This is a genomic window from Corynebacterium riegelii, assembly GCF_001263755.1.
GTDB lineage: Bacteria > Actinomycetota > Actinomycetes > Mycobacteriales > Mycobacteriaceae > Corynebacterium > Corynebacterium riegelii.
Genome location: NZ_CP012342.1, coordinates 101,014 through 121,930 on the forward strand (window position 1 = coordinate 101,014; position 20,917 = coordinate 121,930).

Sequence of the window (20,917 nt, forward strand, 5' to 3'; positions counted from 1 at the left end):
GGAGGATACCTTTGAGCTCAACTGTTTATTTTCCTGGCGTACAGCAGCGTGAGCACACCATCACCGTCCCCATTGACCGTGCGAACCCTGCCGTAGGCGTGATCACGGTGTTTGCGCGTGAGTTGTTCACGGACGCGTCGCTGCCGTACTTGATCTACTTCCAAGGCGGCCCCGGCAAGCCCGGCCCGCGCACGGTGATGGGCTGGATCCCGGAGGCGTTGAAGCGGTATCGCATTTTGCTTATCGACGAACGCGGCACCGGCCTGTCCACCAAAATCGACAAAACAACGCCGGAGCGCATTAATGCGCACTTGTTGTCGCATCTTCGCCCGCCGGATGTCGCGGCGGATGCGGAGGCGCTTCGCATCCACCTTGGCATTGAGCAGTGGGACCTGTTGGGCAATTCCTTCGGCGCGGCGTGCGCCGGTGCCTACCTAGCGTATTACCCGCACGGGGTGCGCCGCGCCCATTTGGCGGGTTGCGTACCGGAGCCGGAGATGGATGTGGACGCGTTCCACCGCGCCGAGTTCCGGTTGTTGCGGCAGCGCCAGCACAAGCTTTTTAACGCCGTGCCGTGGATGCAGCAGCGCGTCGAGGAAGTCGCCCGTCACTTAGACACGCATGAGGAGTGTATGCCGACGGGGGAGCGGTTGTCCTCCACACGCATGCGCACTTCGGGTGTGCTGATTGGTGAGGAGGGCGATTTCGCAGCTCTTGCCAACCTGTTTGAGTCCCCGTTTACCACCTATAAGGGGCAGAAGCGGCTGCGTGGGGATTTCCTCGCGCAGCTCGGCAGTATCATCTCACTAGAAACGATGCCGCTGTGGGCCGTGATTCATGAGAGCGTGATGGCACGTCCAGGACACGCGATCAACTGGTCTGGTGAGCGCATTTACCGCGAAGAGTTTGCGGACCTGACGTTTCTGGGCAACCAGTTCTTCACCACGCACTTCAAGGAGGACCCGGCGCTCCGTCCGTTTTATGAAGCAGTGGATGAGGTACACCGCATGGATGACCTGGCCGCGCAATCCGTGGATGTTTCAGGCAACACCGTGCCGGTGGCGGCGATTTTGTACCCCCAGGACATGTACCTGCCGTTTGAGCTGTCGATCAAGTCGGCCGAGAAGGTGGGCAACCTGAAGCTGTGGATTCACGACGAATGGCTTCACGACGGCATCTGGGCCCACGGCGCCGAAGTAGCCAAGGGCCTATTCACCATGCTGGACTAGCGCCAGTTGCGGCGCCAGTTGCGGCGCCGCAACTGGCGCCGAGGCGGCACGTAGCTTCGCGCGGCTGAGCAACGCGATGCCAGCCGTAACTCCCACGGTCAACCCGGCGCTGAGTACGGTCTCGCCCCAGGAGATATCGGTGGTCACCACAAGGTCGGGGCGCAGCGCCTGGGTGATGAACACGAACGTGTTGCTCGCGGCGTGCAGCACCACCGCTTGCTCGATGCCGTTCGATCGCCACGTCAGGTACGCCGCGCAAAGCGCGAAGATGAAGATGTCTACAAGTCCGATCACGTTGTAGAGGTGCAGAAACACAAAGGGCAGCACGCCCGCGCCGTAGGCAACCCACGCTGGGCGCAGCCAGTTGCCCACAATCTGGGGGATGGCGGCGCGAAACACAAACTCCTCAGTGGCTGCTTGGACGGGCACGACCAGCACCATCGCAACAACCAGCGCGAGCGTGGAGGTGGTTACGGTCCACCCGCCGCTTATGCCATCGACCACCAACAGCACCCCATATACCGGCACTGCTACTGCCGCGGCAACGCCCACGTAGCGCCAGCGCACCCGGTTGGCCACCGACACCAGCCCGGCCGGGTTCCTTTGCGCAATCCAGGACGCCACAAACGGCGCGATGATGGAAAGCGCGATGATAAATACGTCGTTCGGCCCGGCGGCGTCCGCATCAGCAAACTCGATAAACAGCTCGGGGTTGATCAGCCCCGCAGCGATCACGATGAGAAACTGCACGCCCACAAACAACGCGATTAAAAGCGCCAGCTCCGCCAGCGCCAGCCAACCGTTTCGCGGCCGGGCGATTAGGTGAAAACTCATACCTGCACCCTAAGGCCGATCTCCACTTCCTGGCCAGGCTGCAGGTCAACGCCGTCACGCTCAGGCCCCAGCAAGGCGGGCTCGACGCAGACGAACTGCCGCCACTCCTCATCGCCAAGCCCTGGCGCTTGCGCGCATTCCATCGGGCCGGGGTTCCACACCACGGCGTGGTCGGTGCCGGTGGGGGTGAGGGTGAGGGTGCGGTGGGCGTCGATAAGCAAAAGCTCCGAGGTGGTGGCAAAAACGTAGTCGACTTCCTGGCCAAAACGCACCTCGCCGCAGAAACGCTTCAGCTGGCCGTCGGTTTTGTCGAAATACTGCGCGCCGTCCACCCCGCGCACCGTGGCACTTGTCGTGTCCACCGCCCAGTACGGGTGCAAGGCAAGCTGCACGCGGCGCACAGTGTCAGACTCGTTGCGGCAGCTCAGACGGAAGGACAAGCCCGAGGCAAAAAACTCAAGCCGCAGCCCGTCGTGGACCAACACCCCGTCATCCCACGGCAACGATTCCGCCCAACCATGCATCTGCTCGCCCAGCGTGGTGGCAAACCACGGCGCAACCACAGGCATCCCGCCGTGCTCCGCACCAACGCGGGAGGAAAACAGCAGGTCACCGGTCGGGTGGGGGAGGTGTCGTACTAAAGCCATGCGGCAATGGTATCGCGATACAATGAGCGCATGCAGACACCGGTTCCCCGCGAGCAAGTGCGGTTAAGCGCCATTGAGCGCCAGGAATTCGACGCCCTTGCTGCCCAGTTTGAGCGGGTGGAAGAGCACGTGCTGGATGCGTCGCTGATGCTCTACGTCAACAGGTAGGCAGCTCGTCCGCCTGCGTGGGGTAGGACGGTTGCGCGCCGGGTTTGGTCACGGCAAACGCGCCGACGCGTGCGGCGAATGCGGCAGCCTCGTCCAACGTGTCGCCCTGGACAAGCCGGTAGCACAGCGCGCCTGCGAAGGCGTCACCTGCGCCGACGGTGTCTACCGCTGTGACGATTGGGGTGGGTACGGGGCGCACACCCTGGGCGTCGGCAACCAGCGCGCCTTGTGCTCCCAACGTTAGTACCACGGAGGCGAAACCGGCCTCCACCAGGCGTTTCGCAAGCTCCTTAGGCTCGCCCTCACCACGCAAGCCCAGTTGCTCCAGGATCAGACCGGCTTCGTGTTCGTTGGCCATCAGCGGGTCCGCCTTAAGCAGGGCCTCGCGCGGCACGGCCACCACCGGCGCCAGGTTCACCGCCACACGCCCGCGCGCCAGCTCCACGGCACGCGCAAACCCGTCCGCGGGGATCTCGCCTTGCAGAAGCACCAGCTCAGCAGCTTCCACGGGGGCCTTATGCTTCTCGACGCCCCGCGCATCCACCCCCACATTCGCCCCCGGCACCACGATGATCGTGTTCTCCCCGTCCTCTGACACCGTGATTACGGCTAGGCCGGTGACCTCGGTGCTGATGGTTTCGACGTGGGTGAGGTCCACGTTGGCCTCGCGAAGCAGCGCGGTCGCAGGATGGGCGTTCGCGTCCGCGCCAACCGCACCCACGAGCGCCACGCGTGCACCGAGGCGCGCCGCCGCCACAGCCTGGTTCGCGCCCTTGCCGCCGGCGGTCACACCACCGCCTGAGCCGAGCAGGGTTTCGCCCGGGTTCGGGTGACGCGCGACGTTAACCGTCAAGTCCGCGTTAATAGAGCCAACAACGGTGATCTGCGGGTGGTTCATAGCCACCGAGAATACGCGTGATTGCCCGCGTTTTACCCGGAGATAACGGAACGGATCAGCTCACGCGTGTATTCATGTTGCGGGTTCGCCCAGATCTCCTCGGTATTACCGTGCTCCACAATCCGGCCCGCCTGCATCACTGCGAGGCGCGGGCAGATTTCACGCACCACGGAAAGGTCGTGGGTGATGAAGATGAGGGTGTTGGTGTTTACGGTGTCGCTAATGAGCGAAAGCACCTGCGCACGCAGCGACACATCCAGCGCGGAAACCGGCTCATCGGCAAGCAACACGTCGGGGTGCGGGGCGGCGGCTCGCGCAATGGAGATGCGCTGGCGCTGACCGCCGGAGAACTCACGCGGCAGGCGATCGCCGGTGCCGGCCAGGTCAACGGCGCCCAGTACCTCCTCGGCGCGCGCGTGGTCCACGCCGGCCTCGCGGATGGAATCGCGCACCTTCATGCGCGGATCCAGCGAGGCGTACGGGTCCTGGAACACCATCTGCATCCGCCCGCTGGTGGTCACGGTCCCCGAATCGGGCTTCAACAGCCCCGCAATCGTGTGGATCAGCGTGGTTTTGCCGGAGCCGGAGCCGCCGACGATGCCAAGGCGTTCGCCGTGGTGAACCGTCAGCGTTACCCCGTCGAGCGCCTGCGTCTTGCCGCGGCGCAGCGATACGTCACGCAGCTCAACCACCGGCTCACCCAGCACAGTGGGTGAGGCGGGCGCGCCGGGTTTCGCCGCAGCCGCCAGCGCCTGCGCATACTCAGAGTCACCCGCGACGATCTCGCCGCCGCGAAACACCAGCTGGCGCGTGGTCATCCGGCGCACCACCGCCAGGTCGTGGGAGATGAAGATCAGGCCCATGTCGCGCTCGCGCACCAGCCGGTCGATCAGGTCCAGGATTTGGGCTTGGGTGGTCGCGTCGAGGGCGGTGGTGGGCTCGTCGCAAATCAAAAAGTCCGGGTTCTGCTTCAGCGCCAGCGCAATCAGTACGCGTTGGCGCTGCCCGCCGGACAGTTGGTGCGGGTAGGCCTCGGGGCGGTCCACGCCAACGTCCACCAGCAGCTCGCGCGGCACTAGTTTGCCTACCTTGGTCAGCGGGTCAAGTGCCGTCATCGGCTCCTGGAAGACCATGCCCACCGTCGCACCGCGAACGCGCCGGCGCACGCGGTCGGGGGTGCCCACCATCTGCGTGGCGTCGATAGTGATGGAGCCTTCAACCGGCAGATCAACTAGCCCCATAATGGCCAGGGCGGTCAGTGACTTACCGGAGCCGGACTCCCCGATGATGCCGAGGCGCTCGCCGCGCGCCAGCTCAAACGAAATTCCATGCAAGATGCCTGCAATGCGCAGATCCTTAACGACGATCACGCGAACCCCCAATCACATTCAATGCCAACACCGTCAGCACAATCGCAAGCCCTGGCCACAACGCCAAATGCCACGCGGTAGCCAGGTAGGGCTGCGAGGCCTGCAGCATCCGACCCCACGAGGCGTACGGGGCCGGCGCACCCAGGCCCAGGAAGGACAAGCCGGCCTCTGCCAGGATGGCAAGGGCCGCAGCCACCGTCGCCTGGGTAATCACCAGGTGGGCGATGTTTGGCAGGACGTGCCGCCACGCAATCACCGGACCAGACACGCGCGCCATGCGGGCGGCCAGGATGTAGTCCTGGCTGAGGACCTGCAGCGTGCCCACGCGCGCCACGCGCACAAAGCCGGGGATGCCGGCGATGCCGATGGCTAGCACCACAATCCAGATCGACGCGCCGAACACGGCGGTAAACACAATCGCCAGAAGCAGCGCGGGGAAGGCGAGCAGCAGATCGCTTGCGCCCATGACCACGCGCCCGGCGCGCCTACGCATGCCCGCCCAGATGCCCAGCGGGATGCCCACGAGCGCGGAGATGCTCACTGCGCCCAGCACGACGGCCATGGTCAGGCGCGCGCCACTCATCACGCGGGATAGCACGTCGCGGCCCAGCTCGTCGGTGCCCATCAGGTGCTGCAAGGTCGAGCCTTGCAGGCGTACCGACGGGTTGGCCTGCAGCGGGTCGTACGGCGTCCACACCAAGGACAACAGTCCGAGCACGATCATCAGGCCGACAATGACAAACCCTACGGTGCGTTTCATCGACGGCTCCTTGGGTCAACGGCGGCATACAGCAAGTCAACAATCAGGTTGACCACCAGCGTGAACGCCACCAGCAGCATCATCACGGTCTGCACTGTGGTCAGGTCACGGTTGCCCACGGAATCCAGCAGCAGCGAGCCCAGACCCGGCACGGCAAAGACACGCTCCACCACCACGGCGCCAACGATCATGGTGGATAGCTGCAGGCCCGTCACGGTGAGCACGGGCAGTGCGGCGTTGCGCAGCACGGAGCGGTAGAGCACTTCGCTTATGGACGCCCCCTGGCTCCTGCCCGTACGCACATAATCCTTGCCCATCTCTTCAACCACGGCGGCGCGCACGTAGCGGGTCAGAATCGCCGATTGGACCAGGGCCAGCGAAAACACCGGAAGCACGGCATGCGCAGGCGTGCCCCAGCCGCCGGCGGGCAGCCAGCCTAAACGCACAGAGAACGCACTGACCGCCAGGATGCCCACGAGGAACGAGGGCACCGCAATGCCCACCTGCGTCAGCCCAGAGAGCACCGCGTTTGGTTTGCGCGCCAGGTGGATACCCAGCGGTATGGCGGTGATGAGCGCCAGCAGCATGGCAAGAATGGTCAGCGTCAGGGATACCCCGGCGCGCTCCCAGATGGTGTCGGTGATCTCGCGGCCTGAGGCCATGGAGATGCCGAAGTTGCCGGTGAGCATGTTTTTGACCCAGTCGAAGTACTGGATAATCAGCGGGCGGTCTGTGCCTAGGCGTGCGGCTAGCTCTTTGACCGCTTCTTCGGTGGCGGTCACGCCAAGCGCGATGCGCGCCGGGTCGCCCGGCACCGCACGCAGCAGCACGAAAATAATCACGCTTGCCGCAACCATCAGTGCGGCGAAGCGGACAATGCCTTGTGTAAAACCTCGTGTAAAACCGTTTCTCAATCCGTCTTTCAATCCGCTACCTCGATGTTTGCCAGGGGCAGGGAATCTGTCACCACGTTCGGATCCACCCCGCTAATGCCGGGGCGGGTGAGCACAATGTTGGGGGCGTTGACCAGGGTCAGGGCTCCTGCGTCGTCCATGATCTGGTCCACGGCCAGGCGCATGCTTTCCACATCACCCGCGGTGATGAGCTCGCGGACGCGCGCGTTGTCGTAGCCCAGGTAGTAGTCCGCGTTGCCAAACAGGTTGGGAATGTCGCGCGGCTCAACGTGCGCGATAATAGACGCCTGATAGTCCGCCCCCTTCAACACCTTGGTCAACCACACCGCCGGGAACTCGACGGTTTCAAGGTGGACGGTAAAGCCGACGTCACGCAGCTGCGAGAAAATCAGCTCCGCCGCTGTCTGCGCATAGGGCAGCGAGGGCACCGTGATCGTGATCTCCGGCGTGCGGCCAGCCAACAACTCGCGGGCTCGGTCCGGGTCGAAGGGGTAGTAGTTGTGGCTGCTAAACCACGGGTCCGTCGGCGGGACCGGCGCGCCACCCGTGTCGGTGGCCATGCCGTTGTACACCACCTGGTTGAGCGCATCGCGGTCAATGGCATAGGCCACGGCGCGGCGCACATCCGGGTCATCAAAGGGTGCAGCGTTGTTGTTCATGCTCAGCAACACTTCACCGTTGGTGGTGCCTACCTGTACGCCGATCTCATCCGGCAGCGCATCTAGAAGCTGCGGCGCCTGCATCGCCCACACCACGTCCACATCACCGGCGCGCAGCGCGTTGACGGCGCTCGCCGCGTCCGCGAAGTAGCGGATCTGCGCGTCGTTGCGCCCTTCATCACGCGCCTTGAACGTAATCGCCGTGCCCTCATCAAAGCGCGCCACCGTGTACGGGCCCGTGCCCAACGGATCCGTGGCCAGGCGAGGAATCGAGGCCTCACACATCATCGCGCCAGTCAGCGTGGCCATGGACCACAGCCAGCGTTCGCTGGGGGAGGAGAGGGTGACTTGCAACGTGGCGCTATCAAGAGCAAGCGCCTCGGCAACGGGATCCATCTGGGCTTTCAGTCCGTTGGTCCACTCGTTTTTCACATAGTTGATGGAAAACACCGCATCATGCGCCGTAAACGGTGAACCGTCCGAAAAAGTCACGCCCTCTTTCAAATGGAACGTGTACACCGTGCCGTCATCACTCACGTCCCAGGAGGTGGCTAGGTTCGGTTGGGGGGTACCCGTAGCGTCGATACGCACGAGCGTTTCATACACATTGCCAACCAACGCCTGCGGAGCCGCAGCACCGCCAACGGTAGTGAAATCCAAACTTGCCGGCGGGGCGGAAGCCGCCACAGTCAACATGTTGCTTACCTGCGTGGACGCCCCACACCCAGCAAGCAACACACCAACCGCAGCCAACGCGCCGGCAATCCGCGCGCGCCTCATTAGCCGATCTGCTCTGGCTCTAGCTCAATCCACAACGGTGAGGAATGACCGCGCACGATGTTCAACCCGAAGGTCAACTGCTCCGTGCTGTAGCGCTGCACCGAGTACTCCACTGGGGCACCCGTGTGCGTAAACGCACGCAACTCAATCTCAAGCAACGGCGCGCCGACCGGCAGCTGCAGTGCCTCAGCCTGCTCCTTGGTGGCAAGAACAACACGAGCCGTGCGCGAAATGTTGTTGTAGTTCACGCCATTGCGCATCAACTCACGGTGGAAGGACTCTGCATTCGGATCCACGCCCAGCACCGTCGAGGAAATAGACGGCGAGAAGTAGATCTCCTCCACCACAACCGGTTCATCATTCGCGGTGCGTACGCGACGCAGCGTTACCACCGTCTTCGTGTCATTGAGCCACAGCGCTTCTGCAATATGGTCATTTGCCTGGTGCAGGCCAAACTCCTGCAGAATCTGGCCCGGGATCTTGCCCATCTGCGCCACCCGGCTGGCGGTACACAGCACTTCCTCAAAGGATTCCGTGCGCGTGTTAGATAAGACAATTGAACGGCGTCCGCGGCCCGAGGAAATCAAACCCTCACTACGCAATGTGGCCACTGCCTGACGCACAGGCCCACGCGACGTAGCAAACTGCGCGCACAGCTCAGCCTCCGACGGCAGCGACTCACCAACCGGAATGTGGCCCGCGAAAATCTCGTCGCGGAGGTAACCGGCAATCTCCTGGTGCTGCTGAGGGCGCCTTAAGGGGGTATTAGGTACGGATTCAGTCACGCCTTACTTCTTTCCGAGTAAAAACCGTTTGGTGTGTGAAGAATACTATTGCATTGATCTTGCAATAATGCCCATAGTGTGGACAGTTTCTTCAAACGTAGGTGCCTGAGGAGAAATCATCAGCTCATCTGCCTTCGCGTGGTCCTTAAACCATTGCAGGTATTCCCGCACTTCGGTGCCTGTACCTTTTGCGGTGTAGCGCAACATATCAATGATTTGGCGCCCTTGATAGGAATGAATAATTTGTTCCAGTTGATCATCCGAAAGGGGGGTGCCGCGCCGACTTACAAAGGAGCGAACCCGTTCTTTATGAACAAGTTTCTCTTGCCTGTCCGCATCCTCCACACTGTCGGAGGCAATCACGTTGACCGCCGCGATGCAGTAGGGCTCCGGGTAGCGCTCTGAAGGCTCGTAGTTTTCCCGGTAGTACGTGGTTGCCTGCTCGAGGTGCTGCGGCGCGAAGTGGGAGGCAAAGGAATACGGCAGGCCCAGCTTTGCTGCCAACGAGGCGCCGAACATAGAGGAGCCGAGGATGTAGACCGGCACGTTCGTGTTTGCGCCCGGCATAGCCACAACTCCGGGCAGCGGCGACTGGTTGGACATCCACGCCTGCAGTTCAAGCACATCTTGGGGGAAGTTCTCGGCGGCGCGCGGGTCGCGTCGTAACGCCTGGCCCAGCGTCTGCTGGTCCGTACCCGGCGCGCGGCCCACGCCGAGATCAATACGGTCCGGATACATCTCAGCCAGCATGCCGAACTGCTCTGCAATCACGTACGGCGCGTGGTTGGGCAGCATCACCCCACCTGCGCCGAGGCGAATCTTTTCTGTCTTTGCCCCAACGTGTGCGATCAACACGGCGGGAGCAGAGGAGATAATCCGCGTCATGTTGTGGTGCTCGGAGTACCAGATACGCGAAAACCCCAGCGCTTCCGCTTCTTGGGCGAAGGTGACAGATCGCTCTATCGCCTTGCCCACGGACTCGCCGGGGTATCGGGTACAAAAATCAATCAACGAAAGGGGCGTATGCATGCCCCCGAGGCTACGCCGTAACTACCTCGCCGTCGACGGCCTCGTTGGTGCCAACCACCATCGGCGGCTTCGGCTTGGCAAAGTCAATGATCAGGCCGATGACAAACGCCACCACAACCGGAAGTACCCAGCCCAGGCCGTCTGCAGCCAGTGGCGCCCAGTTCACCAGCGGGGTCAGGGCGTCAACGGCCCAGCCCTGTGCGATGAACGTCTCGATTGCGGACCAGATCACAGCAACCCAGATCGGCAGGAACATCGCCCAGGTGAACCGGGTGCGGCTGCGGAATGCAGGCTCAATCAGGGTGACAAAGATCAGCGCGATTGCTGGCGGGTAGAGGAAGCCAATCACCGGGGCGGCAACGCCCATGATGAAGTTCAGGCCCTGGGTGGCAAACACGATGGACCAAATGGTGAAGAAGATGGCCCACGCCTTGTAGCTGCCGGGGAACTGCTCAGAGAAGTACTCACCGGTAGCGGTGATTAGGCCAACCGCAGTGGTCAGGCAGGCAAGGAGCACGACCAGGGAGAAGATGATCTGGCCGGCGGTGCCCATGGTCAGGTTCGCGGCGTCTGCCAACAGGCCCGCGCCGTTGTCGTACTGGCCGCCGGACGGGATAACGCGGCCGATGCTGCCCAGGCCCAGGTAGACCAGCGCCAGCATGAGGCCAGCGCCAAGGCCGGCGATGATGGTGCTGTTGACAATCTCCTTGCCCTCAGCGAAGCCCTTCATGCGCAGGGTGGAGATGATCACGATGGAAAACGCCAAAGCGGCAATGGAGTCCATGGTGAGGTAGCCCTCGAGCAGGCCAGCGGTGAACGCGCCGTCGGCGTACTGCTCGCCGGGGGTGCGCGGCTGGGCGTCCCAACGGAACAGGGATCCAACGATCATCACGATCAACAGGATCACCAGGGAGGGCACCAGGAACTTGCCCAGCTTGTCCATGATGGTCGACGGGTTCCACGCCAGTGCCAGTGCGGCGCCGAAGAACAGCAGGTTGAATACTGCGGAAGCGCCAATGCCCTCAACACCAAACAGGGGGGTGATTGCGGTCTCCATGGACACGGCGCCGGTACGCGGCAGCGCGTAGAACGCGCCGATGGACAGGTAGGCCAAGATGGGGAACATCACGCCGAAGACGGTGCCGGCGCGCTGGGACAGGTCGCGCACGGAAGCGCCGGAGAGCGCAATGGCAATCACAGCGAGCACCGGAAGCAGGGCGCCGGTGCCGAGGAAGCCCAAGATTGCGGGCCAGAAGTTGTCGCCCGCCTGAACGGCAAGCATCGGCGGGAAGATCAGGTTGCCCGCGCCAAAGAACATGGAAAAGAGCGCGAGCGAGGTGATCGCGATGGTCTTTCCAGACCCGCTCCGCTTGACTGCGGTTGAGCCCATAATTGCCTCCTAGGAGTTAGCTGTGATGCATATGATGCAGTTGACAGTACACTCCAAGGTGCAATTTGGGAAACGGATTCCACTAGATGGACAGCAATTGCCTGATTGCAGTCAGCGGAATGTCCACCCAATCCGGCCGGTTATTGGCCTCATAGACCACCTCGTAGGCGGCCTTATCCGCCACATACGCAGCCAGCAGCGCCTCATCCAACGTCCCATCCAACTCTCCATAGCCGGCCAGCAAAGCATCACGCATCTCAGATTCCCACGATTGCGAAAGCTCACCCACGGCACGCGCGTAGCCAAACGAGCGCACCATGCCGGCAACATCGCGCAACGCCACGTCTTTGCGTCGACGCTCCGCCAAGGGGCGCGCAGGTTCTCCTTCGAAGTCGATGAGGTGCCACAACGGGGCGTCGAAAAGCGTCTGGCCCAAATGCAGATCCCCATGCACGCGCTGCACGTCCACATCCTGGGTGTCTAGCGCGGCATACAACGCCCGCAGGCCCGGCTCGAACTCACGCAACACCGACGCGCGCTCCAGATACGCATCCAGGTTGGCATCCAGCTGGGCGCGAATCGCTGAGCCCGCGCGCTGTTCCACACCAAACTCCGACGCCAAGGACGCATGCACGCTGGCAATCGCCTCACCCAACGCACGCGCATCCGCCACCCCCAACTCGCCTGCGGTAGCCAGCACAAAACCATCCGTGCCGCCCACCAGCTCCTGCTGCATCGCAAGCGTGCGGCCATCCAACGTGACATACCCCGTCACCTTGGCCACATGCTTGTTCTCAATGCGGCTTAAGAGCTCTACGTCCGGATTCAGGCCGTCTTCAAGCTTGCGAAAGACCTTCACAATCGTGTCGCCAACAATCAGATTCGTGTTGGACTGCTCCGCACCCATCGGACGCACCTCACCGCCGCGCAGCTGCCCATGCACCTGCCCAAGCTGCGCCATATGCTCCACATACGTCTGCGCGCCGGAGGTGGTGGCAAGGATGTCACGTGTGCCGTCGTGAAGAATCTGATAGCTCTCGCGGTGCGTGCCCAGATCCAGGGTCACAATCTCCCAGGTATAGGGGCCGAGGGCTTTTTGCTTATCGACGCCCCCGCCAACCACCCTCCCCGCCTTCGACCCAAAAAACCGCTCCTTGGTGATATCGATCATGCTGAAATATCGAACCAGAAGAAACCGTGCGGCGCGAGTGTGACAAGCCACGGCAGCTCACCAATCGCCGGGAATTCCACGCTGCCAGAGAGCTCACGCGGCACAATGCCGTTGTATTGCGCCAGCTCCATCTCCACAGGCGCCGGGCGCGAAGACATGTTGTGCACGCACAAGATGCGCTCCGTGCGGCCCGTCTCATCTGTGTACTCACGGATAAACGCCAACACCTGCTCATTGCCGTGCTCCACTTCGATGTAGGAGCCGCGGCCGAACGCCTTGTACTGCTTGCGCACATGCACCAACGTGCGCACCCAATGCAGCAGGGAATTCTCCTTATTCATCTGGCTTTCCACGTTCACAATGTGGTAGCCGTACTGGTCATTGCGCACCGGCGGAAGATAGAGACGCTCCGGGTCCGCGGAGGAGAAACCACCGTTGCGGTCGTTCGACCACTGCATCGGGGTACGCACACCATCACGGTCATAGAGCCAGATGTTGTCGCCCATGCCAATCTCATCGCCGTAGTACATAAACGGCGAACCCGGCAGCGACAGCAGCAACGCGTGCGCTAACTGCAAACGATCACGATGCCCACCCAAAAGCGGCGCCAAGCGACGACGAATACCCACATTCGCGCGCATCCGCGGATCAAACGCGTAGTGCTTGTACATGTACTCGCGCTCTTCCTCCGTGACCATCTCAAGCGTCAGCTCATCGTGGTTGCGCAGGAAAATGCCCCACTGCGCAGACTCCGGGATCGCCGGGGTCTCGCGCAAAATGTCAATGATCGGCTGCGCGCTTTCCATATGCAGGCCCATGAAAATGCGCGGCATGACAGGGAAGTGGAACGCCATCTGGCACTCATCGCCCTTGCCGTCCGTGCCCTCACCGAAGTACTCCACCACCTCATGCGGCAGCTGATTCGCCTCCGCCAGCAGGAAGCGGCCCGGGTACTCCTCATCAAACATGGTGCGCACGCGTTTGATGAACTGGTGGGTCTCCGGCAGGTTCTCGCTGGAGGTGCCCTCGCGCTCAAACAGGTACGGAATGGCATCCAAGCGGATACCGTCCATGCCTAGGTCCAGCCAGAACCGGATCACGTCCAGGATTTCCTCCTGTACACGCGGATTGTCGTAGTTCAGATCCGGCTGGTGCGAGAAGAAACGGTGCCAGAAGTACTGCTTGCGCACCGGGTCCCACGTCCAGTTGGATTCCTCCGTGTCAATGAAGATGATGCGCGTGCCCGCGTACTGCTCCGGGTCATCCGTCCACACGTAGTAATCGCCGTACTCCCCATCCGGGTCCTGACGCGACGCCTGGAACCAGGCGTGCGAATCGGAGGTGTGGTTGATGGGGAAGTCCGTGATGATGCGGATGCCGCGTTTATGTGCAGCGTCGATAAGCGAAACAAAGTCCTCAACCGTGCCAAACTCCGGCAGCACCTTGCGGAAATCACGGATGTCATAGCCGCCGTCTCGAAGAGGCGAATCATAAAACGGCGGGATCCACAGACAATCCACACCCAGCCACTGCAGGTAATCCAGCTTCTCCTCCAGGCCCTTCAGCGTGCCGGACCCCGTACCATCCGGGTCGTAGAAGGCGCGTACCAGCACCTCGTAGAACACCGAATCCTTGTACCACTCCGGATCCGGGCGCTGCCACGGCTGCTCAGCAGGGGCGGGCGTGAGAAAATCAGTTGCCTGTGGGGTTTGCTCCATAGCCAGTTAGCGTAGCCGTACGGCCTGGGCGATGCGCTCGACGGCCTGCTGCAAAATCTCTGGGCTGGTAGCAAAGTTCATCCGCGCCTTGTGCTCACCGCCAGGGCCGAAGTCAACGCCCTCATTCATGGCCACCTTCGCGTGCTTGAGCAGCCAGGCGGCTGGGCGCGGGTCGTCGAGTTTGGTGTCGCTGAAATCCAGGAACATCAAGTATGTCGCGGCCGGGACCTCGAACTTGATCCCCGGCACGGCGTCCGGCAGGTGGGTGACAAGCCAATCGCGGTTGGCCTTAAGCTGCGCAACCTCCTCATCCAGGAACTCGCGCCCAAGGTCGTAGCAGGCCTCTGCCGCAGTAATGCCAAGCGTGCCCACGCCGTCTTTCGCCACTGGGTTGATGCGCTCCCAGGTGGCCACGTCCTCATCGTTGGAGAAAATCATCTGCGCGCACTTGAGGCCCGCGACGTTCCACGCCTTCGAGGTTGCCGTCACCGTAATACACACATCCGGGTTGTTTGCTGCCGCGCAGACGTGTTGGCCGTCGAAAACCAGTGGGGCGTGGATCTCGTCCACAATCACGCGCCCGCCGTATTTGCGTGCCACCTCGCACACCGCATCCAACTCGGCCTCGCTGAACACCCAGCCGCCTGGGTTGTACGGGTTGGTCACAATGATGCTGCCTGCGCCCTGCTTGAACGCCTGCTCGATTTCCTCAAGGTTGAGGGTATTCGCAACGTCGATACGCTCGCGCCCAGCCGCATCCGCAATGTTCAAAAACGGGAAATACGCTGGCACCGGCACAATCACCGGGCCTTGCGTGAAGTGCTGGATGGCCAGCAGCACGCCGCGCACTACGTCCGCCACCGGGAATACGCGCGCAGGCTCCGGGCGCCAGCCGTAGCGCGCGGCGTAGAAATCCGACACCGCCTCACCCAAACGGTGCGCGTGCGGCGCAGGCGTGTAGCCAAACATCTCGCGCTCACAGGCTTGAACAATCGCGTCTTTGACCGCAGGTGCGGTGGGGAAGTCGCTTTCCGCGATGAACATGGGGATAACGTCATCGCCGTAGACAGTCCATTTGCGTGTGCCGCGGGTCCTTAAAGTATCGATGTCCGGAAACTGCATGCGCCCTACGCTAGCGCGCCCCACTCATCCTCGTCTTCATCCTCATCGGGGCTCATGCTTTCCGACGCAAACCCAAACGCCCTCAACCTCCTACGATCCTCCGCCGAGGACGACGCAGTCAGCTTCAACAGCTCCGAATAAATACCGCCCGAGACCGCCAACTCGGCGGGCGAGCCGATTTCGTCGATACGGCCGTCGCGAAGCGTGATGATTGTGTCCACACCCGCAATCGTGGACAGGCGGTGCGCGATCATGATGGTGGTGCGGCCTTCCATCAACTCGTCCAACCCGGCCTGCACGGCGCGCTCCGCCTTGGTGTCTAGGTCGGAGGTCGCCTCGTCCAAAATCAGAATCGGCGCGTCCTTCAACATGGCGCGCGCCACCGCCACGCGCTGGCGCTGCCCACCCGAAAGGCGCAACCCGCGCTCACCAATGACCGTGTCGTAGCCGTCGGTGAACTTCATAATGAAGTCGTGTGCGTTGGCGCGCTTCGCCACCGCCACAACCTCCTCCAACGTGGCATCCGGCTTGCCGTAGGCAATGTTTTCAAACACAGAACCCGAAAACAGCGCCGCCTCCTGGAACACCACACCCGTGGTTGCGCGCAGTTTCTCCACGTCCAACTCGCCCAGCTCCTCGCCGCACACCTCAAGGCGTCCCTGCGTTACTGGGTACAAGCCCAAAAGCAGGTTCACAATCGTGGACTTGCCCCCACCAGATTCGCCAACAAGGGCGATTTTTTCGCCTTTGCGGGCGGAAAACGTGACGTCGTAAAGCACAGGCTCCCCAGGCGTGTAAGCGAAAGTGACCTGATCGAACGCAACCACCGGTTCGCGCACCGGCAGTGGGGTCTGCTGGGTCAGTGTCACCTCCGGCATGTCGGAGGCCTTAGTGGCGGCGACCAGCTGACGGTTCGCGGTCGGCTCCACCGGCTCATCCATCACCTTGAAGTAATCGCGTGACCCCGCGATCGCGCGCTGCGCCGAATCCACAATCCAACTCATCATGGTCACCGGCTGGCGCGCCATAGTCACCATCTGAATCAGCATCACCATCTCACCAATCGTGAAATGCCCGCCGAGCGTGCGCGTAAACACAATCAGATAAATGCCCAGGAAAATCAGGTTCATTGCAACGCCGCGCGCGGTGTCCATCGAATGCCACCAGCGCGACTGCGGGCGCGTAATCTCCACCGTATTGGTGTAGTGACGCCCGAATTTCTCCAGCTCACGCACCTCTGCGCCGTATGACTTGGTCACCTTCACCTGGCCCACAACCTCGGCGAAACGGCCATTGCCCTCATCAATGTTGGCGTTCTTCTCCTGCTCAAACACCTGCCAGCGTTTCGACGTGAGCGCTGTCAGCCACGTATACAACGGAAACAGCAACGCCAGCAGCACCGTCAGCGGCCAGTAGTAGTACGCCGTGATGCCCAAGATGGCCACGACCTGGATCAGCATTGGCAAGAAGTTATTAGTAAAGGACTGGATGAACTGCGTGACGTTCGCAATCGAACGATCCAGCCGAGCAATGATCGTGCCCGTCACCTGGCCATCAAAATAGGACTGCGGCAGCGCCAGCAGCTTTGCAAAATATCGCGTGGACAGCACCTGGCGGATACGTGCCACCATCACATCCCCGATGTAGCCGGAGACGTTGCGCAGCAGCGTCGCGCCGGCCTCCGCCGCGAATAGCCCCACCGCCAGCCATACGACGGTGCGGATCGCGCCGCCGTCCACAATCGTGTCCGTGGCCTCACGGATCAGAAACGGGCTGAGCAAACTTAGCCCCGCGACGGCGGAAGAAACCACCACCACCGCAAGATAGAACGGCCAAAGAGTTGAGGCGCTGCGCAGAACGCGGATGATCGGCTGCATGATGGTCCACACTAGCCCGGGCTGTAGGATTGCCTGCAAACTCACAACGATGGATTTTGGAGCGTCGCCTACATGTCCCACCGCCTGAAACTTGCGGTTTTAAGCCTGCTGCTGCCGGTTACCGCCTGCGCCGCGCCCGGAGAAAACGACATTGACCCGGAGGCCGTTACCCCCACCAGCACGATCGGCCGGCCTGCGGAGACCTTCGCAACCTCCGAGGTTGAGCCCGTGCCAAGCACGGAGATCAACGGCGAGCGCGTCAAGGACCCCGCCATGGACCTGTCGTACAAGTGGCAGGGGTCCAGCTACGCGCCGGGCGGCGGCACCGTGGTTGTCGTTGCGGTGACCAACGAGTCGGATGCACCGCTGCCTGTGGACGCCTTGAAGCCCACACTGAAGTACAACGCCGGCGGCGGCGAGATGCGCACCGCCGAAGCGCTGACCGCGGATGCGGCTGGCGTAGACATTATTGGCCTTGACCTGCCGCTTGGTCCAGGTGCGACGGTGAACGCCAAGTACGCGTTCAACGTGTCCACGGGCAACCTGTGGGACGCGCAGTTCACCATCGGCAACATCACGTTCCAGGGGAATCTGAACAATTAATGCGTGAAGAAGTAATCCTGCTTAATAACGACGGATCCCCGATCGGGACCGCGGACAAAGCCGTGATCCACACCGGTGACACCCCGCTGCACCTGGCGTTTTCCTGCTGGCTGTTCAACGAAGACGGCCAGTTGCTGCTCACCCGTCGTGCGCTGGGCAAGAAGACGTGGCCCGGGGTGTGGACGAACTCCTTTTGCGGGCATCCCGCCCCCGGCGAGACCCCGGAGGAGGCCGTGTACCGCCGCGCCGCTTTTGAGTTAGGGCTGCAGCGCGAGGCATTTGCGTCGCTTGAGCTGGTCCTGCCGAACTTCCAGTACCGCGCCGTGGATGCATCCGGCGTGGTAGAAAATGAAATCTGCCCCGTGTTCGTGGCACGCTTGACCGCGGATGCGCAGATTCAACCCAACCCCGACGAGGTATGTGAGAGCGCCTGGATTACCCCCGGGGGGTTGTCTGCGGCGATTGAGGCTGCGCCGTTCGTTTTTTCGCCGTGGCTTATTGAAGAAGCGTCGCATGAGCCGCTACGCGCCCACCTGCGCAGATAGGGCTTATTGAAAACGGATCAATGAAGCCTGTGGATAACCTGTTTTAGTTATCCACAGGCGCTGTGCGTACCCCTTGGCAAAGGCTTGATTTTGTCTTAGCGTTTTGCGCATGAATCCATTTGAACAATTTTTGCAAACAGCAAACATCGACGTCCTTGAACACTTCAATAAGCAACAAGCATTAGATGCGGGCATTCCGCCCAATAAAGTACGCGAGTGGCAATTAGCACACGAGGTTTATTACGGTGCGGCCACTTCCGCCGCCAAGCAGCGCCAAGCGTTAGATAAGGCGCGCCGCTCGGGCCTTTCCTTAGACCAACTGTGCATGATCGAGCGTGAGCTGCGACGCATCAAGAGCCTCCGCACCCGCAACAAACTACGCCTAGTGCTGCTTGGCTTGCGCGGCCACTACAAGGCGGTGATGGCGTTGGTGAAACAGCGCATTCCGAAGCTAGAGAAGCCGCGCCAAGATGGCGTTCGATTTAGTAAATCCAAAGACCGCAAGCGCACCATGACGCTCACACACGATGAGGAGCTGATTGCAGACGTTGAACACGCCCTGACCCACGACCTTGACCTGGAAAAACCTGCGATGGGTCAGATGTTGGAACGACTCCTGGCCATTTTCCGGGGCAAATCCTCAGGCGTGTCTCGGGCTGTGCGTCGGCCAATCGTCCTGATCCCCGTTGATGAGCACCTGAAGCTGCTCAAAGGCGACGCCGACGAAACCACCTTCGGCCTCACCGACGGCACCACCATCACCGGCGCCGAACTGCTCAAGCAGGGCTACGGCGAGGTCCTTGAGGTGGCAACGTTCCATCCGCAGGAGGGGCCCGTGAACCTGTACCGCACGAAGCGCTACGCCAACACGAAGCAGCGTGACTTGGCGCGCATGGCCAACCCGGTGTGCACGGTGCCTGATTGCCGCCACGTTTCGGACAACTGCCAGCTGCACCACATCACCGCGTGGTCGCGTGGTGGTGAGACGAACATGGATAACTTGGCGGTGCTGTGTCGCTATCACAACCAGGTCAATGATGATGATCCTTCGCAGCCCATTCGTGGCCGTACGGAGAGCATCAACGGCCGTACCTGTTGGGTGTCACCGAGTGGGGTGCCGGTGGAGAACCGCCATCATCCTTATTCGGCGATGTCGCTGCTGTTTGGGTCTTCGAATATGTCGCGCAGGTAGCCAAGGGGATCGTGTACCACGGTTGGGGCTTCTGCTTCACGACGCCTCACCGCACCCCTCCCCGACACCCCATACTCCGGCCAACCAACATCACCGGTGCGCAGGAACGTCAACAACCATGGGTCCGGCGCGAACACACCGCTGAGGTCTTCGGCGTGGGCGTAACCTACGTGCTCCGCAAGCCATACGGGGCCAGGTGCGTGCTCGGCGACCGCGTCTACGTGGCGTCGCACCAGGGAGTCTGAGAGCAACTGACCCGCGGTGTAGCCCTTGCCCGTGCCTGTACCCGTGCCTTTACCTGCGCCTTTGCTGGCACGCTTGCGCAGGCCCATCGTGCGTCCGGCGACACGCACAAAGACACGGCCCAGCGCAGGCACGCGGTCCAGCTTCGCGCCTGAGTGGTGGAATTCCTTGTCCGTGCAGGTGAGCACGACGGGAACATTCGCCATCTCTTGAGGTTCCAGCGGGTAGGGGCCAAGCGCCATGTCCGTTGGGAAGTGCAGGCGGAAGCGCTGGTAGGCGTGGTTGAGTTTGGTTGGGGAGAGACGGTTGAGCGCCACGCGTGCAATTGGCGTGCCCAAAGCGCCACGCGCGGCCCATTTGCGTTGCGGGAAACCGCGGCGGGGAAACGCTGGTGACATGGCAAGCACGCGTCGGAATTCGCCTTTGTAGTGGTCGCGTCTGCACAGCCACAGTGCGATCGCGGCACCCGCGGAGTGGCCCATGACAGTCACGTTTGTCGGGTCACCCCCAAATGCTTCGATGTTGTGCTGAATCCAGGTCAGGGCTGTGGAGACGTCGGCGACGGCGCGGTAGTGCGCGGCGGTGTCATCAGGAAACTGCACAAATCCCGGGAACTTCAGCCGGTAGCCCACGCGCACGTGCACCACACCTTCGCGCGCGAACCCGTCGGGGTTGGAAAACGTCTCCGTGTGGTCGCCTTCCTCAAACCGGCCGCCGTGAATCCACACCATGACGGGCAGATCTTCGTGCGCCGTGGCCGCTGGGGCGGTGATCGAGAGGTGGGGTGCGTTGGGGTGGGGGCGTGTGGCGTCGATAAGCAAACCAAGCTCTGCTGGCCTGGGGTTATCAAACAATCCTGAAGCCTGCACCACCGGGATGGAATGGAAACGGCGCAGGCCATCATCCATGACGCCGAGGACCGTTCCAGCCGGACACGTGACTTCAGTGGTGTTCACCCGCGCCATCATAGCTATTGTGTGGGC

Annotated in this window: 20 protein-coding genes; 5 read left to right on the forward strand and 15 right to left on the reverse strand. The window is 62.0% G+C overall.

Going from position 1 to position 20,917, the window contains the following annotated elements; genetic code table 11:
* Positions 1-11 precede the first annotated feature (11 nt).
* Entirely contained in the window at positions 12-1,229 is a 1,218-nt protein-coding gene (locus AK829_RS00535) for an alpha/beta fold hydrolase (protein WP_052203327.1), read from the forward strand.
* Here the strand turns inward: AK829_RS00535 and AK829_RS00540 are convergent.
* Both AK829_RS00540 and AK829_RS00545 read right to left on the reverse strand, forming a co-directional pair.
* Positions 1,209-2,063, reverse strand: a complete 855-nt coding sequence (locus AK829_RS00540; RefSeq protein WP_052203328.1) for a CPBP family intramembrane glutamic endopeptidase — start codon at positions 2,061-2,063, stop codon at positions 1,209-1,211. The genes AK829_RS00535 and AK829_RS00540 overlap by 21 nt on opposite strands.
* Positions 2,060-2,710, reverse strand: a complete 651-nt coding sequence (locus AK829_RS00545) for an aldose epimerase family protein (protein WP_052203330.1) — start codon at positions 2,708-2,710, stop codon at positions 2,060-2,062. The genes AK829_RS00540 and AK829_RS00545 overlap by 4 nt, the downstream gene beginning before the upstream one ends.
* Before the next feature lie 30 nt (positions 2,711-2,740).
* Here AK829_RS00545 and AK829_RS12620 point away from each other — a divergent pair, with 30 nt between their 5' ends.
* Positions 2,741-2,878: a hypothetical protein gene (locus AK829_RS12620; protein WP_168156353.1), complete on the forward strand. Its 138-nt coding sequence runs from the start codon at positions 2,741-2,743 to the stop codon at positions 2,876-2,878.
* On the opposite strand, the gene AK829_RS00550 is transcribed toward AK829_RS12620, so the two are convergent.
* The 12 genes from AK829_RS00550 to AK829_RS00605 form a co-directional block, all read right to left on the reverse strand.
* Complete coding sequence (locus AK829_RS00550) at positions 2,868-3,776, reverse strand: ribokinase (protein ID WP_052203331.1); 909 nt, start codon at positions 3,774-3,776, stop codon at positions 2,868-2,870. The genes AK829_RS12620 and AK829_RS00550 overlap by 11 nt on opposite strands.
* Before the next feature lie 32 nt (positions 3,777-3,808).
* The gene (locus AK829_RS00555; protein ID WP_052203332.1) at positions 3,809-5,146 is read right to left on the reverse strand and encodes an ATP-binding cassette domain-containing protein; all 1,338 of its coding nucleotides are present in this window, start codon (positions 5,144-5,146) and stop codon (positions 3,809-3,811) included.
* On the reverse strand, positions 5,133-5,906 hold the full coding sequence (locus AK829_RS00560; protein WP_052203333.1) for an ABC transporter permease: 774 nt from the start codon (positions 5,904-5,906) through the stop codon (positions 5,133-5,135). Before AK829_RS00560 ends, AK829_RS00555 begins: the two co-directional genes overlap by 14 nt.
* Positions 5,903-6,763 carry an ABC transporter permease gene (locus tag AK829_RS00565; RefSeq protein ID WP_052203334.1) on the reverse strand — a complete coding sequence of 287 codons (861 nt, stop codon included), beginning with the start codon at positions 6,761-6,763 and terminating at the stop codon, positions 5,903-5,905. Before AK829_RS00565 ends, AK829_RS00560 begins: the two co-directional genes overlap by 4 nt.
* A gap of 65 nt (positions 6,764-6,828) precedes the next feature.
* Positions 6,829-8,259: an ABC transporter substrate-binding protein gene (locus AK829_RS00570; protein WP_052203335.1), complete on the reverse strand. Its 1,431-nt coding sequence runs from the start codon at positions 8,257-8,259 to the stop codon at positions 6,829-6,831.
* A complete protein-coding gene (locus tag AK829_RS00575; RefSeq protein ID WP_052203337.1) occupies positions 8,259-9,044 on the reverse strand; it encodes a GntR family transcriptional regulator in 786 nt (261 codons plus the stop codon). Before AK829_RS00575 ends, AK829_RS00570 begins: the two co-directional genes overlap by 1 nt.
* A 45-nt stretch (positions 9,045-9,089) precedes the next feature.
* Entirely contained in the window at positions 9,090-10,073 is a 984-nt protein-coding gene (locus AK829_RS00580) for an LLM class flavin-dependent oxidoreductase (RefSeq protein ID WP_052203339.1), read from the reverse strand.
* A gap of 10 nt (positions 10,074-10,083) precedes the next feature.
* Positions 10,084-11,463, reverse strand: coding sequence for a branched-chain amino acid transport system II carrier protein (brnQ, locus tag AK829_RS00585; RefSeq protein WP_052203340.1), 1,380 nt, complete (start codon positions 11,461-11,463; stop codon positions 10,084-10,086).
* 82 nt (positions 11,464-11,545) lie between these two features.
* Positions 11,546-12,634, reverse strand: a complete 1,089-nt coding sequence (locus AK829_RS00590; protein WP_052203342.1) for a phosphotransferase — start codon at positions 12,632-12,634, stop codon at positions 11,546-11,548.
* Complete coding sequence (treS, locus tag AK829_RS00595) at positions 12,631-14,352, reverse strand: maltose alpha-D-glucosyltransferase (RefSeq protein WP_052203343.1); 1,722 nt, start codon at positions 14,350-14,352, stop codon at positions 12,631-12,633. Before treS ends, AK829_RS00590 begins: the two co-directional genes overlap by 4 nt.
* A 6-nt stretch (positions 14,353-14,358) precedes the next feature.
* Complete coding sequence (locus tag AK829_RS00600) at positions 14,359-15,474, reverse strand: MalY/PatB family protein (RefSeq protein WP_052203344.1); 1,116 nt, start codon at positions 15,472-15,474, stop codon at positions 14,359-14,361.
* 5 nt (positions 15,475-15,479) lie between these two features.
* On the reverse strand, positions 15,480-17,351 hold the full coding sequence (locus tag AK829_RS00605) for an ABC transporter ATP-binding protein (protein WP_052203346.1): 1,872 nt from the start codon (positions 17,349-17,351) through the stop codon (positions 15,480-15,482).
* 72 nt (positions 17,352-17,423) lie between these two features.
* Between AK829_RS00605 and AK829_RS00610 the strand changes: the two genes are divergently transcribed.
* From AK829_RS00610 to AK829_RS00620, 3 genes are all read left to right on the forward strand, one after another.
* Positions 17,424-17,954, forward strand: coding sequence for a hypothetical protein (locus AK829_RS00610; RefSeq protein WP_052203348.1), 531 nt, complete (start codon positions 17,424-17,426; stop codon positions 17,952-17,954).
* Positions 17,954-18,499 (forward strand): isopentenyl-diphosphate Delta-isomerase, encoded by a 546-nt coding sequence (idi, locus tag AK829_RS00615; protein ID WP_052203350.1) that lies wholly within the window; start codon positions 17,954-17,956, stop codon positions 18,497-18,499. The genes AK829_RS00610 and idi overlap by 1 nt, the downstream gene beginning before the upstream one ends.
* A gap of 109 nt (positions 18,500-18,608) precedes the next feature.
* A complete protein-coding gene (locus AK829_RS00620) occupies positions 18,609-19,691 on the forward strand; it encodes an HNH endonuclease signature motif containing protein (protein ID WP_052203352.1) in 1,083 nt (360 codons plus the stop codon).
* Here the strand turns inward: AK829_RS00620 and AK829_RS00625 are convergent.
* The gene (locus AK829_RS00625) at positions 19,640-20,890 is read right to left on the reverse strand and encodes an alpha/beta fold hydrolase (protein ID WP_083439877.1); all 1,251 of its coding nucleotides are present in this window, start codon (positions 20,888-20,890) and stop codon (positions 19,640-19,642) included. The two genes, AK829_RS00620 and AK829_RS00625, sit on opposite strands and share 52 nt — an antisense overlap.
* Between the last annotated feature and the right edge of the window lie 27 nt (positions 20,891-20,917).